Origin of the sequence: Streptomyces sp. NBC_00207 (assembly GCF_045160965.1) — a bacterium.
Lineage (GTDB): Bacteria > Actinomycetota > Actinomycetes > Streptomycetales > Streptomycetaceae > Streptomyces.
In genome coordinates, this window is sequence record NZ_CP130715.1 from 6312424 (window position 1) to 6329887 (window position 17464).

The 17464-nt window shown below is 71.7% G+C and carries 9 protein-coding genes; 3 read left to right on the forward strand and 6 right to left on the reverse strand.

The genetic code is table 11. The annotated features are described in order from the left end of the window. Nucleotides 1–277: 277 nt before the first annotated feature. The 4 genes from glgB to OG472_RS30040 all read right to left on the reverse strand — a co-directional run bounded on the left by glgB (nucleotide 278) and on the right by OG472_RS30040 (nucleotide 7880). A complete protein-coding gene (gene glgB, locus OG472_RS30025) occupies nucleotides 278–2569 on the reverse strand; it encodes a 1,4-alpha-glucan branching enzyme (protein ID WP_405832037.1) in 2292 nt (763 codons plus the stop codon). Beyond that, nucleotides 2566–4014, reverse strand: a complete 1449-nt coding sequence (locus OG472_RS30030; protein ID WP_401611978.1) for a maltokinase N-terminal cap-like domain-containing protein — start codon at nucleotides 4012–4014, stop codon at nucleotides 2566–2568. The genes glgB and OG472_RS30030 overlap by 4 nt, the downstream gene beginning before the upstream one ends. Nucleotides 4015–4170: 156 nt before the next feature. Further along, the gene (gene treS / locus OG472_RS30035; RefSeq protein ID WP_401611980.1) at nucleotides 4171–5889 is read right to left on the reverse strand and encodes a maltose alpha-D-glucosyltransferase; all 1719 of its coding nucleotides are present in this window, start codon (nucleotides 5887–5889) and stop codon (nucleotides 4171–4173) included. Beyond that, entirely contained in the window at nucleotides 5886–7880 is a 1995-nt protein-coding gene (locus tag OG472_RS30040) for a maltotransferase domain-containing protein (RefSeq protein WP_405832039.1), read from the reverse strand. The genes treS and OG472_RS30040 overlap by 4 nt, the downstream gene beginning before the upstream one ends. Nucleotides 7881–8517: 637 nt before the next feature. Here OG472_RS30040 and glgP point away from each other — a divergent pair. Next, a complete protein-coding gene (glgP, locus tag OG472_RS30045; protein ID WP_401611985.1) occupies nucleotides 8518–11154 on the forward strand; it encodes an alpha-glucan family phosphorylase in 2637 nt (878 codons plus the stop codon). Between the two features lie 19 nt (nucleotides 11155–11173). On the opposite strand, the gene OG472_RS30050 is transcribed toward glgP, so the two are convergent. Next, nucleotides 11174–12175 (reverse strand): Lrp/AsnC family transcriptional regulator, encoded by a 1002-nt coding sequence (locus tag OG472_RS30050; RefSeq protein WP_401611987.1) that lies wholly within the window; start codon nucleotides 12173–12175, stop codon nucleotides 11174–11176. A 145-nt stretch (nucleotides 12176–12320) separates the two neighbouring features. On the opposite strand from OG472_RS30050, the gene OG472_RS30055 reads away from it, so the two are divergent. Next, the gene (locus tag OG472_RS30055) at nucleotides 12321–13883 is read left to right on the forward strand and encodes an MFS transporter (protein ID WP_405832041.1); all 1563 of its coding nucleotides are present in this window, start codon (nucleotides 12321–12323) and stop codon (nucleotides 13881–13883) included. Nucleotides 13884–14025: 142 nt separating this feature from the next. Continuing rightward, complete coding sequence (locus OG472_RS30060) at nucleotides 14026–14757, forward strand: hypothetical protein (protein ID WP_405942252.1); 732 nt, start codon at nucleotides 14026–14028, stop codon at nucleotides 14755–14757. A 251-nt stretch (nucleotides 14758–15008) separates the two neighbouring features. Here OG472_RS30060 and OG472_RS30065 read toward each other — a convergent pair whose 3' ends face one another. After that, nucleotides 15009–17279: a M4 family metallopeptidase gene (locus OG472_RS30065; protein ID WP_401611995.1), complete on the reverse strand. Its 2271-nt coding sequence runs from the start codon at nucleotides 17277–17279 to the stop codon at nucleotides 15009–15011. Nucleotides 17280–17464: the final 185 nt, after the last annotated feature.

Genomic DNA, 17464 nt, shown 5'->3' on the forward strand with positions numbered 1-17464 from the left:
GGAGTGGCCGGGCAACGGCGCCTACAGACCAAACAAACAAGCCCATACCTCGTAGGAAAGTCCTATGGAGATAAGGGCTTTCGTCGGTTTTCCGGGCGACTGTCCGGTAATCGGTGAGCTTGAAGATCCTTTGTGTTGAGTACGGTTCCAGCCAATGCCCGGCGGCGCAAGAGTCGTCACACCCTTCACACAAGATCAGCCGGACACCTCTTCCCTTCCCCTCCATCCTTTGCCTTGACGTCGGCGTCAAGGCAAAGGATGGCGGTACGGCTGCCCGCTAGGGCCTGAGCCAGACCGTCGCCAGGGGCGGGAGGGTCATGCGCAGGCTGGCCGGGCGGCCCTGCGCCGGCACCGGCTCCGCCCGCAGCGGCTGGGTGTGGTGGATGCCGCTGCCGCCGTAGACCTGCAGGTCGGTGTTGAGGACCTCCCGCCACAGCGGCACCTCCTCCGGCACGCCGATCCGGTAGCCGTGCCGGACCACGGGCGAGAAGTTCGACACCGCCAGGAGCTGCGAGCCGTCCTGCGCGTACCGCAGGAAGGCGAACACGTTGTCCTCCGCGGCGTCCGCCTCCACCCAGGCGAAGCCCTCCGGCACGGTGTCCCGCTCCCACAGGGCGGGCGCCGCCGTGTAGGTGCGGTTCAGGTCGCGCACCAGGCTCCGTACGCCCCGGTGGTCACCGGCCGCCGCGTAGGAGTCGTCCAGCAGCCACCAGTCCGGCCCGTACACCTCCGACCACTCCGAGCCCTGGGCGAACTCTTGTCCCATGAACAGCAGTTGCTTGCCCGGGTGGGCCCACATGAAGCCCAGGTAGGCCCGGTGCGCGGCCCGCTTCTGCCACCAGTCCTCCCCGGGCATCTTGGACACCAGGGAGCCCTTGCCGTGCACCACCTCGTCGTGCGAGATCGGCAGCACGTAGTTCTCGCTGAAGGCGTAGATCATCCCGAAGGTCATGTCGTGGTGGTGGTACTTGCGGTGCACCGACTCCTTCGACATGTAGCGCAGGGTGTCGTGCATCCAGCCCATGTTCCACTTCAGGCCGAAGCCGAGCCCGCCGGAGTCCGTCGGGCGCGTCACTCCGTCCCAGGCCGTGGACTCCTCCGCGATCGTCACCACCCCCGGGCAGCGCCGGTACACGGTCGCGTTCATCTCCTGGAGCAGCGCCACCGCGTCCAGGTTCTCCCGCCCGCCGTGCTCGTTGGGCGACCACTCGCCCTCCTTGCGCGAGTAGTCGAGGTAGAGCATCGAGGCCACCGCGTCCACGCGCAGCCCGTCCACGTGGAACTCCTCGCACCAGTACACGGCGTTGGCGACGAGGAAGTTGCGGACCTCCTTGCGGCCGTAGTCGAACTCCAGCGTCCCCCAGTCCGGGTGCGCGGCCCGGCGCGGGTCCTGGTGCTCGTACAGCGGCCGCCCGTCGAACTCCGCGAGGGCCCAGTCGTCGCGCGGGAAGTGCGCGGGCACCCAGTCGACGATCACCCCGATCCCGGCCCGGTGCAGCGCGTCCACGAGGAAGCGGAAGTCGTCCGGGGTGCCCATCCGCGAGGTCGGCGCGTAGAAGCCGGTGACCTGGTAGCCCCAGGAGCCGCCGAAGGGGTGCTCGGCGACCGGCATCATCTCCACGTGCGTGAAGCCCAGCTCCTTGACGTACGCGGGGAGCTGCTCGGCGAGCTGCCGGTACGAGAGCCCGGGCCGCCAGGACGCCAGGTGCAGCTCGTACACCGAGAAGGGGGCCTGGTGCGGGGGCCTCTCGCCGCGCCGCGCCATCCACTCCGCGTCCTGCCACACGTGGCCGGAGGCGGTGACCACCGAGGCGTTCGCCGGCGGGACCTCCGCGGACCGGGCCATCGGGTCGGCGCGCAGGGTGTGACTGCCGTCCGGGCGCGTGATGTCGTACTTGTAGAGCGCGCCGGCGCCTACGCCGGGCAGGAAGAGCTCCCACACGCCGCTCGCGCCGAGCGAGCGCATCGGGTAGGCGACGGAGTCCCAGTACGAGAAGTCCCCGGTGACCCGGACCCCCTGCGCGTTCGGCGCCCACACGGTGAACCGGGTCCCGGCCACGCCCTGGTGCTCCATCGGCTGGGCGCCGAGCGCCGTCCACAGCTGCTCGTGGCGGCCCTCGCCGATCAGGTGCAGGTCCAGCTCGCCGAGGGCGGGCAGGAACCGGTACGGGTCGTGGATCTCGATCTCGTCGCTGTCGTACGCCACCAGCAGCCGGTACTCCGGCACGCCGGTCAGCGGCAGCAGCCCGGAGAACAGCCCGTCGCCCTCGTCGAAGAGCTCGGCCCGCAGCCCCTTGGCGACGATGGTGACCGCCTTGGCGTAGGGGCGCAGCACGCGGAAGGCGACCCCGCCCCGCGCGGTACGGGCACCCAGCACCCCGTGCGGATCGTGGTGGCGGCCCTCCAGCAGCCGGGCCCGTTCGTCACCGCCGAGTGCGGGCGCCGGCCGGACCCCGCGGGGCGGGGCGGCGGCGCGGCGGGCCCGGGGGGCGCGGGCCTTCTTCGCCGCCGCCGGGGCGGGTGCGGCTTCGTCGCGGACGGTCGGTGACGGCTGTCGTGCGGCGCTCACGCGAGCGGCCTCCTCGGGGGCTTCGGGTGGGGGTGCGGGGAGATGGAACCGGGGGCGGGCGGGGTCGGCGGCACGCGGTGCGTCGCGGGTCGCGAGGGTTCCGAGAGCCGCCGGATCGCGGCCATCGGGACGTGCAGCCAGTCGGGGCGGTGCCGGGACTCGTAACGGGCCTCGTACACCGCCTTGTCGGTCTCGTACGCCCGCAGCAGTACGGGGTCCTCGCGGGGGTCCCGGCCGGTGGTGCGGGCGTAGCCCTCGCAGAAGGCGGCCCGGCAGTCGTCCGCCCAGGCGGGGGCGAACGGCCGGTGCGAGCGGGCGGCGTAGTCGAAGGAGCGCAGTATCCCGGCGATGTCGCGCACCGCCGGTTCGGGGCGGCGCCGGTCGGCCAGCGGCCGGGCCGGCTCGCCCTCGAAATCGATCAACGACCAGCTGCCGTCGAGGGTGCGCAGGGTCTGACCCAGATGGAGGTCCCCGTGGATCCGCTGGGCGGGCACCCCCGCGCCCCGGGAGGCGGCCAGCGCGTCGAAGGCCCCCCGCAGCCCGGCCTCGTAGGGCCGCAGGGCGGGCACCTCCCGGGCGGTCGCGGCCAGCCGGGCGGTCATCCCGGCGGCCAGCCGGGCCGTCTGCTCCGGGCCGAGCGCGACGGTGGGCAGCGCGGAGGCGAGCGCGCTGTGCACCTCGGCGGTGGCCCGGCCGAGCGCGTGCGCCTCGGCGGTGAAGTCGGCCCCGGCGCCGAGCCGGCGCAGCGCGAGCTGCCAGCCGTCGTCGGAGCCGCGCAGGTACGGCTGGAGCACGCCCAGGGTCAGCGGCTCGCTCCCGGGCGGCTCGGCCTCGTACCAGGCGACGGGCGCCGGGACGCGGGCGCAGCCGGCCGCGGCCAGCGCCCGGGGCAGCTCCAGGTCCGGGTTGACCCCGGGGCCCACCCGGCGGAACACCTTCAGGATGAACGAATCTCCGTAGATCAGGGAGGAGTTGGTCTGCTCCCCGGAGAGCGGCCGGGGCACGAGCCCCGCCGGGATCGGCGTGGCCGGGTCCCGGTCGAAGCGCAGCGGGCCGAGCACCCCGGGGGAGCGCATCCGCTCCAGCAGCATGGCCGCGAGCCTAGGGTCGCCCAGCGCCTCGTAGACCGCCCGGCCGGCGTACGGGCCGTCCTCGGCGTGGCCGATCAGGGTGGGCGCGAGCGCGGGCGGCAGGGACGGGCGGATGCCCAGCAGCAGTTGGTAGCAGTCCCCGTCGACGTCGAGGAGCAGGTGCAGCAGCCCGGGGGTGGAACCCGGCGGCAGCAGCTCGGCCGCCGAGACGGTCCTGAGCCTGGTGATGGTGCGGCCCTTGCCCGCGAACCAGCGCTGTGCGGGCAGCCAGGCCCTCAGCATCGGTTCCAGCGGGGTGATCCCGGCGGCCCGGTCGGCCGTCAGCCGGCTCCGGGCGGATGCAGCCTCCGACATGGCGTCGCGTCCTTTCCCCGGGCCGTCACAGAATGCGCAGAGTGTCCCGGATGCGCGGCAGTTGCTTCTCCGGCATGTGCGAGTGTCGGGTCAGGATGATCCGTACAGGGGCGGGCGATTGACCCATTCGAGCTGCCCGCCCCTTCACCGGCCCCGTTACCCGTCGCGTTGCTCGCCGCGCTTTTCGGTCCGCAGCCGGAACCAGTAGAAGCCGTGGCCCGCCAGGGTCAGCAGGTACGGCCACTCACCGATCGGCGGGAAGCGCACGTCGCCCGTGAGCTCCACCGGGACCCGTCCGTTGAACGACCGGAGATCCAGCTCGGTGGGCTGCGCGAAGCGCGAGAAGTTGTGCACGCACAGCACCAGGTCGTCCCCGTACTCGCGCAGGAACGCGAGCACCGCCGGGTTGGACGAGGGCAGTTCGGTGTACGAGCCGAGACCGAAGGCCGGGTTGGCCTTGCGGATCTCGATCAGCCTGCGGGTCCAGTGCAGCAGCGACGAGGGCGACGCCATGGCCGCCTCGACATTGGTGACCTGGTACCCGTAGACCGGGTCCATGATGACCGGCAGGTTCAGCCTGCCCGGATCGCAGGAGGAGAAACCGGCGTTGCGGTCCGGCGTCCACTGCATGGGGGTGCGGACGCCGTCGCGGTCACCGAGCCAGATGTTGTCGCCCATGCCGATCTCGTCGCCGTAGTACAGCACCGGCGAGCCCGGGAGGGACAGCAGCAGGGCGGTGAACAGCTCCATCTGGTTGCGGTCGTTGTCCAGGAGCGGGGCGAGGCGGCGCCGGATGCCGATGTTGGCCCGCATCCGCGGGTCCTTGGCGTACTCGGCGTACATGTAGTCGCGCTCTTCGTCGGTGACCATTTCGAGGGTGAGCTCGTCGTGGTTGCGCAGGAAGATGCCCCACTGGCAGCGGTCCGGGATCGCCGGGGTCTTGGCCAGGATTTCGGAGACCGGGTAGCGGGACTCTCTTCGCACGGCCATGAAGATGCGCGGCATGACGGGGAAGTGGAAAGCCATGTGGCATTCGTCCCCGCCCTTCTCGTAGTCGCCGAAGTAGTCGACGACGTCCTCGGGCCACTGGTTGGCCTCGGCGAGCAGCACGGTGTCCGGATAGTGCGCGTCGATCTCCGCCCGGACCCGCTTGAGGAGCTGGTGGGTACGGGGCAGGTTCTCGCAGTTGGTGCCCTCCTCGGCGAAGAGGTAGGGCACGGCGTCGAGGCGGAAGCCGTCGATGCCGAGGTCGAGCCAGAAGCGCAGCGCGGAGACGATCTCCTCCACCACGGCCGGGTTCTCGTAGTTGAGGTCCGGCTGGTGGGAGAAGAACCGGTGCCAGTAGTACTGCTTGCGTACGGGGTCGTACGTCCAGTTCGAGGTCTCGGTGTCGACGAAGATGATGCGGGCGTCCTGGTACTGCTTGTCGTTGTCGGCCCACATGTAGTAGTCGCCGTACGGCCCGTCCGGGTCCTTGCGCGACTGCTGGAACCACTCGTGCTGATCGCTGGTGTGGTTCATGACGAAGTCGATGATCACCCGCATGCCGCGGGTGTGGGCCGCGTCCACGAACTCCACGAAGTCGGCGAGATCGCCGAACTCGGGCAGCACGGAGGTGTAGTCGGAGACGTCGTAGCCCCCGTCGCGCAGGGGCGAGGCGAAGAACGGCGGCAGCCAGAGGCAGTCGACGCCGAGCCACTGGAGGTAGTCCAGTTTGGCGGTGAGCCCCTTGAGGTCCCCGACGCCGTCGCCGTTGCTGTCGTGGAAGGAGCGGACGAGGACCTCGTAGAAGACCGCCCGCTTGAACCAGTCGGGATCGCGGTCCTTGGCGGGGGTGTCCTCGAAGGTGTCGTGGACGGGATCGTTGATCATCATGTGGTGGGTGACCCTCCGGTGGGCGGGGACGGTCGCAGAGCGGCCAGTACGTGCGCGGGCGTGCGGCCCGGCTCTAGGCGCACGTAGTTCGCCCTGCCCCAGTGATAGGTCTCGCCGGTGAGCTCGTCGCGCACCGCGAGGGACCCGTGCCAGTCGAGGCCGAGTACCGGCATGTCCAACGACACCGTCGCCTCCTGGGTGTGGTGCGGATCGAGGTTGACGACCACCAGTACGGAGTTGGCTCCGGCGTGCTTCGAATAGGCGATCACCTGTTCGTTGTCGGTCGAGTGGAAGTGGATGTCGCGCAGCTGCTGGAGCGCGGGGTTGCGGCGGCGCAGCCGGTTCAGGGCGGTGATCAGCGGGGCGATGGTGGCGCCGTCGCGGTCGGCGGCCTCCCAGTCGCGGGGCCGGAACTCGTACTTCTCCGAGTTCAGGTACTCCTCGCTGCCGTGGCGCACCGGGGTGTTCTCGCAGAGCTCGTAGCCGGCGTACACCCCCCAGGTGGGGGAGAGGGTGGCGGCGAGGACCGCCCGTACCTCGAAGGCGGGGCGGCCGCCCTCCTGCAGGTACGCGTGGAGGATGTCCGGGGTGTTCACGAAGAAGTTCGGCCGCATCACGGAGGCCGAGGCGGTTCCGGACAGCTCGGTCAGGTACTCGGTCAGCTCGGCCTTGGTGTTGCGCCAGGTGAAGTACGTGTACGACTGCTGGAAGCCGACGGCGGCGAGCGCGCGCATCATGGCGGGACGGGTGAAGGCCTCCGCCAGGAAGATCACGTCGGGATCGGACTTGTTGATGTCCGCGATCACCTTCTGCCAGAAGACGACCGGCTTGGTGTGCGGATTGTCGACCCGGAAGATGCGGACGCCGTGTTCCATCCAGTACCGCAGGATCCGGCACGTCTCCTTGACGATGCCGGCCATGTCGGTGTCGAAGTGGACCGGGTAGATGTCCTGGTACTTCTTCGGCGGGTTCTCGGCGTACGCGATCGTCCCGTCGGCGCGGTGGCGGAACCACTCCGGGTGCTTCTCCACCCACGGGTGGTCGGGAGAGCACTGGAGGGCGAAGTCCAGCGCGATCTCCATGCGCAGCTCGCGGGCGCGCGCGACGAACGCGTCGAAGTCCTCGATCGTGCCGAGCTCCGGGTGGACCGCGTCGTGCCCGCCCTCGGTCGATCCGATGGCCCAGGGCACACCCGGGTCCCAACTCCCCGCGGACAGGGTGTTGTTCGGACCCTTGCGGTAGGTGCTGCCGATCGGGTGGATGGGCGGCAGGTAGACCACGTCGAAGCCCATCGCGGAGATCGCGGGCAGCCGCTCGGCGGCGGTCCGGAAGGTCCCGCTGACCGGAGCCTCGCCGGGCTCCAGCACCGCTCCCTCGGAGCGCGGGAACATCTCGTACCAGGAGCCGAACAGGGCCCGCTTGCGCTCGACGAGGAGCGGCAGCGGCTTGGAGGCGGTGACGAGTTCCCGGTACGGGCGCCTGGCGAGCGCCGCGTCCACGGCGGGGTCGAGGGCGGCGGCGTACCGCCCGGCGGCCGGCCGGTCCTCGTCGCGCATGATCTCGGCGGCGGCCAGCACGGCCTCGCGGCCGTCGCGCTTGGGGATCCGGGCCCCGGCCCGCTCGTAGAGCTCGGCGCCCTCCAGCAGCATCAGCCCGGTGTCGATGCCCGCCGGGATCTTGATCGCGGCATGGGCCCGCCACGTGGCCACCGGGTCGCTCCACGCCTCGACCGTGTACGTCCACCTCCCCTCGGCCTCGGCGGAGACGCGGGCCCCCCACCGGTCGGTGCCGGGGGCGAGCTCGCGCAGCGGTACGGGGGGCCGCAGCCGCCCGCTCGGATCGCGCAGGACGATGTGCGCCGCAACGGCATCGTGTCCCTCGCGGAACACGGTGGCCGAGATCTCGAAGACCTCGTCCACGACCGCCTTGGCGGGTCTGGCGCCGCAGTCGACGGCGGGGCGGACGTCCAGCACGGGAATGCGACCGATCATGATGGGATCACCTGGGGGCAGTTCGCAGGGCTCGGTGACAACAGGCCAGTCGGAGTCACGACTGGTAGTGCACGCTCTGTTCGCTCTGTTTCTAGCCGCTCGGAAGACGGCTGGGCTGCGGGCATGGCCGCTCCTGTCCGCGTTCACTCGGGTGGCGGGGAGAGGGTTTGTGGGCGGGTGCCTCGTGCGTGTACGACGTGTACCCGGGGAGCCCTTCCCACTCTCGCCCAGCCCAATCCGCGCGCTCGGTTAACTACTCGTACGTAGTGGAACGGGCAATACCCAGCCCCGGATCGACATCCGTCGGGGCTCCGTCAAGTCGGCCGGTACTAGGTGACGTAGGGGCCGACACCACCCGTCCCACGGGTCTCCCGGGCACCTCACGGACCGCTCGAACGAGTGGTCAGGAGACGGGGCCCACAGCCCCCGGAGCCCCGGCGAGCAGCGTGCGCACGCCGTCGCGGCGGCCCGGCCGGACCCGGAGCCGCCGGCAGGGGGCGGGAGGCGGGGCCGGCGGCCACCGCCGGAGGCGCCATGGCCGGAACACGCGGGCCTCGCTAGCCTTCCCGGGGTGATGCGCGGGTGCACAGCGTGGTGCGACCGCTCCGATCCGCAATCCCCTGCGAAGGTGGAACGTGTGAAGGCTATCCGTCGATTCACCGTGCGCCCCGTCCTCCCGGAAACCCTGCTGCCGCTCACCGACCTCGCGCGCAATCTGCGCTGGTCGTGGCATTCCGAGACCCGTGAACTCTTCCAATCCGTCGACCCCGAGGGCTGGCTGGCCGCCGGCGGCGATCCCGTCCGGCTGCTCGGCGCCGTCTCCGCCGCCCGGCTCGCGGAACTGTCCGCAGACCGCCGCTTCCTGCGGCGCCTCGCCGTCGTCGCCGCCGACCTCGACGACTACGTCAACGGCGGGAGGTGGTACCAGAGCCAGGAGAACGGCGCGGAACTGCCCGCCGCCATCGCTTATTTCTCCCCCGAGTTCGGAATCACCGCCGCCCTGCCGCAGTACTCCGGCGGCCTCGGCATCCTCGCCGGGGACCACCTGAAGGCCGCCAGCGACCTCGGCGTCCCGCTCATCGGAGTGGGACTGCTCTACCGCCACGGCTACTTCCGCCAGTCCCTGTCCCGCGACGGCTGGCAGCAGGAGCACTATCCCGTACTGGACCCCAACGAACTCCCGCTCGGCCTGCTCCGCCAGGAGGACGGGACCCCCGCCCGGGTCTCCCTGACCCTGCCCGGCAGCCGCGCCCTGCACGCGCACATCTGGCAGGCCCGCGTCGGGCGGGTGCCGCTGCTGCTCCTGGACTCCGACGTCGAGGACAACGACGCCGCCGCCCGAGAGGTGACCGACCGGCTCTACGGCGGCGGCAGCGACCACCGGCTGCTCCAGGAGATGCTGCTGGGCATCGGCGGCGTCCGCGCCGTCCGGCTGTACTGCGGCCTCACCGGCCACCCCGCCCCCGAGGTCTTCCACACCAACGAGGGCCACGCCGGGTTCCTCGGGCTCGAACGCATAAGGGAACTGGAGCGGGAGCAGGGGCTCGGCTTCGACGCCGCCGTCGAGGCGGTGCGCGCCGGGACCGTGTTCACCACGCACACCCCCGTCCCGGCCGGGATCGACCGCTTCGAGCGGGCCCTGGTCGCCCGGCACTTCGGGGACGGCGGGGAACTGGCCGGCGTACCGGTCGAGCGGATCCTGGAGCTCGGCGCCGAGACCTATCCCGGGGGTGACCCCGGGGTGTTCAACATGGCCGTGATGGGACTGCGGCTGGCCCAGCGGGCCAACGGCGTCTCCACCCTGCACGGAGCGGTCAGCCGGGAGATGTTCGCCGGCCTCTGGCCCGGCTTCGACCCGGCCGAACTGCCCATCACCTCCGTGACCAACGGCGTGCACGCCCCGACCTGGGTGGCCCCGGAGGTGGTCCGGCTCGGCGTCCGCCAGATCGGCGCGGGCCGTACCGAGGACGCCCTGTCGGTCGGCGGCTCCCACCGCTGGGACGCGGTCGCCGAGATCCCCGACCAGGACGTGTGGGACCTGCGGCGGGTGCTCCGGGAGCAGCTGGTGCAGGAGGTACGGGACCGGCTGCGGGCCTCGTGGCTCCAGCGCGGGGCCGCCGCCGCCGAACTGGGCTGGGTGGACTCCGTACTCGACCCCGACGTGCTGACCATCGGCTTCGCCCGGCGCGTGCCCTCGTACAAGCGGCTGACGCTGATGCTGCGCGATCCGGACCGGCTGCGCAGGCTGCTGCTGGACCCGGACCGGCCGGTGCAGATCGTGGTCGCGGGCAAGGCGCACCCGGCCGACGACGGCGGGAAGCGGCTCGTGCAGGAACTGGTGCGGTTCGCGGACGACCCGCGGGTGCGGCACCGGATCGTCTTCCTGCCCGACTACGGCATGGCCATGGCGCAGAAGCTCTACCCGGGCTGCGACGTCTGGCTGAACAATCCGCTGCGGCCCCTGGAGGCGTGCGGGACCAGCGGGATGAAGGCCGCACTGAACGGCTGCCTCAACCTGTCCGTGCTGGACGGCTGGTGGGACGAGTGGTTCGAGCCGGACTTCGGCTGGGCCATCCCGACCGCCGACGGGCTCGGCGCGGACGAGGACCGGCGCGACCACCTGGAGGCGAGCGCCCTCTACGAGCTGATCGAGAACCGGGTCGCGCCCCGGTTCTACGACCGGGCCGGGCGCAGCGGGCTCCCGGTGCGGTGGATCGAGATGGTCCGGCGCACGCTCGTCTCGCTGGGGCCGAAGGTGCTCGCGGGCCGGATGGTGCGCGAGTACGTGGAGCGGCTCTACGCGCCGGCCGCGCTCGCCCACCGGACCCTGGACGCAGGGGCCGCGCGCGACCTCGCCTGGTGGAAGGGACGGGTCCGGGCGGCCTGGCCGCGGATCTCCGTCGAGCACGTGGAGGCGCTCGCCGCGGCTCCCGTGAACGGCACCGCCGAACTGGGCGCCACCCTCACCCTGCGGGTGCTGGTGTCGCTGGACTCCCTCGCGCCCGAGGACGTGGAGGTGCAGGTCTTCGCCGGCCGGGTGGACGCACAGGACGTGATCCGGGACGGGCGGACCTTCCCGCTCAAGCCCGCCGCGGGGCCCGACCTGGAGGGGCGCTGGGTGTACGAGGGCCCGCTCGCCCTCGACCGCACGGGGCCCTTCGGCTACACGGTACGGATCCTGCCGGCGCACCCGCTGCTGGCGACCCCGGCCGAACTGGGCCTGGTCGCGTCCCCGGTGGACACGGACGCGGGAGGCGGCGTACTGCTGCGGTAGGACCCGCCGCGGTACCGGTTCAGGGGGCGGGCGGCGGATCCACCAGCCGCTCGCCCTCCACGAGCATCCCGGCCCGCTTGACGCTGCGCAGGGCCGGGATCACCTCCACCTGCCCCACCCCGTCCACCGCGCCGATCCGCTCGGTCAGGTACGTGTAGAGCGCGTCGGTGTCCCGGCACACGACCACCGCCATCAGGGAGGCCGCCCCGGTCACGGCCGCCGCGAACGGCACCTCGCGGTGGCTCGCCAGCGCGGCTCCCACCTCCGCGAGGCGGGCGGGCGGGACGGTCAGCACCACCGTCGCCTCCGCCTCGTACCCGAAGAGCGTGGGGACGAACTCCACGTCGAAGAAGAGGGCCCCGAGCTCGCGCAGCCGCTCCAGCCTGCGGCGGGCGGTCGACTCCGACAGGCCGGTGGCCCGGGCCAGTTCCGGATACCCGGCGCGGCCGTCCCGGCCCAGCACCGCGAGCAGCGCGAACTCCGTGTCGTCCAGGGCGTACCGCTCCGGCGCGGGCGGGGCCGGCGGCCGTTCCAGGGCGGCGATCTGGTCGGGGCGCAGCTCGTCCACGCCCGCCCACGCGTCGGGCCCGCCGAAGAACTTCCGCAGGATGGTGTGGGCGCTGATGCCGGTCACCCGCCGGGTGCGCGGCAGTTTCTCCAGCAGCAGCGTGTCCCGGTCCTTGCGGGTACGGGCCCGCGTCATGCAGTGGACCTCCGTGCCGCCCGAGTTCAGGGTCACCCACGCGATGTCCGGGCGGCGGGCGAGCGCCTCGGCAACCGGGAGCGCGGCGTCCGGGGCGCACTGCACCCGCAGCCAGGACTCGAACAGCCCGACGCGGCTGCCCACCGGCAGCCCGACCACCCGGATCAGGCCGGTGGTCCGCAGCCGCCGGTAGCGGCGTACGACGGTCTGGTCGGAGACCTCCAGCACCTCGGCGAGCCGGCTGAAGGGGGCCCGGCCGTCGATCACGAGGGCCTGGACCAGGGACCGGTCGAGCGCGTCCAGCTCCGTGTCGTTCATGGTTTCCATCATGACAGGGGTTCCCGTGACGGAAATCCGGCAGAAGGAGGCTGCTGGATGGGGGACGGGGGCCATGCGATGGGACCTTGGGGCCACCGGGGATCCGCCCGCGCCTTCACCGCTCCGTCATCCGAGGAGAACTCCCATGCGCAAATGGCTGCCACTGACGGCCGTCTGCCTCGGGGCTTTCATGCTCCTGGTCGACGTCACGATCGTGACCGTCGCCCTGCCCGACATGGCCGCCGACATGGCTGCCGACCCTTCCTTCGGCGGCTTCTCCGCCCTCCAGTGGGTGATGGACGTCTACGCGCTCGCGCTGGCCGCCCTGCTGCTGGGAGCGGGCTCGCTCGCCGACCGGATCGGCCGCCGCCGCGTCTACCTCGCCGGACTCGGGCTCTTCGCCGCCGCCTCGCTCGCCTGCGGGCTGGCCACCGGCCCGGCCGAACTGATCGCCTTCCGCGCCGTCCAGGGCATCGGCGGAGCCGCCATGTTCGCCACCACCATGGCCCTGCTCAGTTCCGCCTACCAGGGCCGTGACCGCGGAGTGGCCTTCGGCGTCTGGGGCGCGGTCAACGGCGCCGCCGCCGCGGCCGGACCGATCATCGGCGGACTGCTCACCGAGCAGTTCGGCTGGCGCTGGATCTTCTTCATCAACCTGCCCGTGTGCGCGCTGGCCGTGTACGTCACCCTCAAGGCGGTGGCCGAATCCCGCGCCCCGCGCGCCGGGCGGCTCGACCTGCCCGGCATGGCCACCTTCACCACGGGCGCCGCGGCCCTCACCTACGCCGTGATCCGGGTGGGCGAGAACGGCTGGAGCTCGCCCACCACCCTCGCCCTGCTCGGCCTCGGCGTGGCCGCCTTCGGCGCCTTCGTCCTCGTGGAACTGCGCAGCGCCCACCCGATGCTGGACCTCTCGCTGTTCCGCAGCCCCACCTTCGTCGCCGTCATGGCCGCCGGACTGCTGCTCTCGGGCGCCGCGTTCTCCTACCTCATGTACGTCTCCCTCTGGCTGCAGTCCGCCGAGGGGATGGGCCCGGTCGGCGGGGGGCTGGTGCTGCTGCCGCTGAGCGCGGCCGGCTTCGTCGTCGCCGCGGTGGCCGGGCGGCTGCTGCACGGGGTCCCGCCCCGGCTGACCATCGGCGGCGGGCTGCTGCTGATCGGCGTCGGCGCGCTGCTCCAGGCCTGGATGCTGGACGCCGGGGACGGCTGGAGCGCGCTGGTCCCCGGCCTGCTCGTGACCGGCGTGGGGGTGGGCGCGGCCACTCCGGCGCTCGCCGCCACGGCGATGGGGGCCGTGGCCCCGGCCCGGGCGGGCATGGCGGGCGGCGCCCTGAACACCGCGCGCCAGCTGGGCACCGCCCTCGGCATCGCCGTGCTCGGCGCCGTCTTCCACGCGGGGCTGCGCTCCGGGCTCGGCGAGGGCGGCCGGGACCTGGCGGAGCCGCTGGCGTCCGGCGGCGCCGGGCAGCTGCTCGCCGAGGCCCCGGCGGGTGCGGCCCGCGAGGCGCTGACCGGCCTGGTGGAGGCGGCCTTCGCGAACGGTCTGCGCGAGACGTTCCTGGCCTCGGCCGCGATGGGTCTGGCCGGCGCCCTGACGGTCTTCCTGCTGCTCCGCGGCGGGACCCCGGACACGGCCGCCGGCATCCCGCGGGCCCGCACGAAGTCCCCGGAACCTGCGGGCGCGGTGGCACCCCCCGCTCGGAACTGAAGTCCCCCGGCTGGGACCTCACGGGTGAACCTTCGAACGTACTGGGCATGCTGAATCGTTTCAGCGGCGTGTTCCGCTCCTACGCTGCCCGCGGATGCCACCGGACCCGGCATCCGCGGACCCGAGGAACGGACTTCCCCCCATGCGTCTTCGCACCACCGCCGCCATGCTCGTCAGCGCTCTCGCGCTCGTCCTGCCCACCGCCGGCCCGTCGCTGGCCGACGACCACGGCGACCGTGTGCTCGGCACCCTGAACTACCGGTTCGTCAACGACAACGACATCGAGGAGAACGGCCAGATCCGGCCGGCGGACACCAACACCTGCTACGTGCTGGCGCGCACCTCGCAGGACAAGCCCGCGGTCGCGGTCCAGAACAACACGAAGTCGCGGGCGCATCTCTTCAGCAACCCCAACTGCTCCGGCGAGGAGGTGGCGACGCTGAGGCCGGACGGGCAGGTGAACCAGGTGAGGGCCGTCTCGGCCTACTTCACGCCGGTGAACGCGGAGGACGACGGCCGCGGTGACCAGGGCCGTGACGACGAGGCGCGTGACGACGAGGCGCGTGACGACCAGAGCCGCGACGACCAGGCCCGCGACGACGAGGCTCGTGACGACGAGGCTCGTGACGACCAGGGCCGCGGTGACCAGGGTCGCGACGACCAGGCGCGTGACGACGAGGCTCGTGACGACCAGAGCCGTGACGACCAGGCGCGTGACGATCAGGGTCGTGGTGACCAGGCCCGCGACGACGAGGCTCGTGACGACCAGGCGCGTGACGACCAGGGCCGCGGAGACCAGGCCCGTGACGACCAGGCCCGCGACGAGGACGAAGAGGAGGACCTCCTCGACGTCGTCTTCCGCGCCATCGGCTGATCCGGTGGCTCCCTGACCCGGAAGCGGTCCGGCGCCCCACACGGCGGCCGGGCCGCTTCCGCGTCAGGCCCCGTCCGCAGGACCGGCATCCGTCGCCGGCCACTCCACCACGTCCACCACGTCCACCACGTCCGCCGCGTGCGCGGCAGGGCCGATGGGACGGCTCATGGGACAGGGCCGCCCGGGGAGGTCTTCTCCCGGGCGGCCCCGTGTCTAACGGTTCAGCTGTGGCTCACGCTGCCCCGATGGGGTCAGAAGGTGAGCTTCCAGCTGTTGATGTAGCCGGTGTCCAGGCTGGCAGCGTCCCTGACGCGGAGCTTCCAGGTGCCGTTGGCGACCTCGGAGGAGGCGTTCACGGTGAAGGACTGGACGATGTTGTCCGCGCTGCCGCCGGTGCGGTTGCGCAGGTTGTACACGCTGCCGTCGGGGGCGACCAGGTCGACCACCAGGTCACCGACGTAGGTGTGGACGATGTTCACGTCCACCTTCAGCGTGCTCGGGGCGTTGCCCGTGCGGGTCACCGAGAGCGGGGACTCGACCGTGGCGTTGTCCGCGATCTGGTAGTCGTTCGTGTTCTCGAAGACGTTCTGCTGGCCGGTGCCGACCGTCCAGGTGAAGGACGCCGTCCCGGTCTTGCTCTGCGAGTCGGTCACCGTGACGGTCACGTTGGACGTGCCCGCGGTGGTGGCCGTGCCCGAGATCAGGCCGGTGGAGGAGTTGATGGACAGGCCGGCCGGCAGGCCGGTCGCCGCGTAGCTCAGCGCACCCGGGTTGGTGCTGGTGGCCTGGACCTGCAGGCTGACAGCGGTGTTGATCTGGGTGTTCTGGTTGGCGATCGGGGTGACCGAGACGCCGCTCACGATGCGCGGGCCGACGTTGATGGCCGCCCAGGCGTTCGCCGCGTTGTTGTAGGTGGTCGAACCGGCGCCGTAGAGGTCGGCCGCCGCCTGCAGGGTGGCCGTACGGGCCGCCGCGTAGTTGGTGTTCGACTTGAACAGACCGGTGGTCAGCGCGCGGAACCAGATCTTCGAGGCGGCGTCGCGGCCGATCGCGGTGACCGGGAGGCCGTCGGAGGTCGGCGAGTCGTAGCTCACGCCGTTGACGACCTTGGCGCCGGAGCCCTCGGAGGCCAGGTAGTACCAGTGGTTGGCCGGGCCCGAGGAGTAGTGGACGTCGATGCCGCCGAGGCCCGAGTACCAGGCGTCCTTGGACGCGCCGTCCTTGCTCGGCTTGTCCATGTAGCGCAGCGGGGTGCCGTCGCCGTTGATGTCGATCTTCTCGCCGACGAGGTAGTCGCCGACGTCCTGCGGGTTGTTGGCGTAGAACTCGACGGCCGCCGCCATGATGTCGGAGGTCGCCTCGTTCAGACCGCCGGGCTCACCGCTGTAGGTCATGTTGCCGGTGACCGAGGTCAGACCGTGGGTCATCTCGTGCGCCGCCACGTCGGTGGAGGTGAGGGGCTTGTTGTTGCCCTCGCCGTCGCCGTACGTCATGCAGAAGCAGGAGTCGCTCCAGAACGCGTTGACGTAGGCGTTGCCGTAGTGGACCCGGCTGTACGGGGCCACGCCGTCGTTGCGCAGGCCGTTGCGGCCGTGCACGTTCTTGTAGTAGTCCCACGTGACCGCGGCGCCGTAGTGGGCGTCACCGCCGGCCGTCTCCAGGTTGGACGGCAGGCCGTTGCCCCAGATGTCGTCCGGGCCGGAGAAGAGCGTGCCGGTGCCGGAGCCGGTGCCACGGTTGAGGTTGTACGTCTTGTGGCTGCCGCGCGCGGCGTCGGTCAGGTTCCAGGTGCTGCCCGACTGGGTGGTCCCGAGGGTCACCTGACCGCTGTACATGGTGTTGCCGGTGCCGGTCTCGATGGCCTGCCACTCGGTGATCTTGGCGCCGGTCTTGGCGTTGGTCACCACGTGCAGCTCGTTCGGGGTGCCGTCGTGCTGGAGGCCGCCGACGACGGTCTCGAACGCGAGCACCGGAGCGCCCTCGGCCGCCCAGATCACCTTGCGGGCGCCCTTGGAGGCCTTGGCCTCCTTCGAGCCCTCGGCGCTCGCGGCGGAGACGGCCTGGCTCTCCGCGGCCGACGGGGTGACCGTGGCGTCGGTGTCGGCGACCTTGATCTCGTGGTTGGTCGCCTTGGTCACGCTCTTGGTGACACCGCCCTTGGCGTGAACGGTGAGGTCACCGCCGAGCACAGGGAGGCCGTTGTAGGTGCGCTCGTACGTCGTGTGCGTGGTGCCGTCCGCATCCTGGACGACATCGCGGACGACGAGCTTCTCGCCACTGCCGAGGCCGAGCGCCTTGGCGGCCTGCGCGGTGGTCGAGTTGGCCTCGGCGAGGAGCGTCGCACGCTCCGAAGCGCTGAGTACGCGGTTGGCCGCGCCCGGATTGGGCTGGGCGGCCTTGGGTGCCTGGGACGCGGTGGCGTCGGCGGTTGCGGTGCCGGTCTGTATACCTACGGCGAGCAGGGCTGCCGCGGCAACGAGCGCGCCGGCCGCGGTGGCACGCCTCTGGGGGGTGGACCTCAACGCAGACTCCTTCTGCAAGGGGGGTTCCGGATGGCTGGGTGGGCCTCCGGGCAGAACAGGGCTGGTGCGATGAACGGTCGAAGATTGCCACTTGTCGGTCTAGATGTCAGGGCCGCGTCAAAAGGTTGGCCGGAAACGGTTCGTTGTCCGAAGATACGTATCCGGTATCCGGACCATTCACCTTC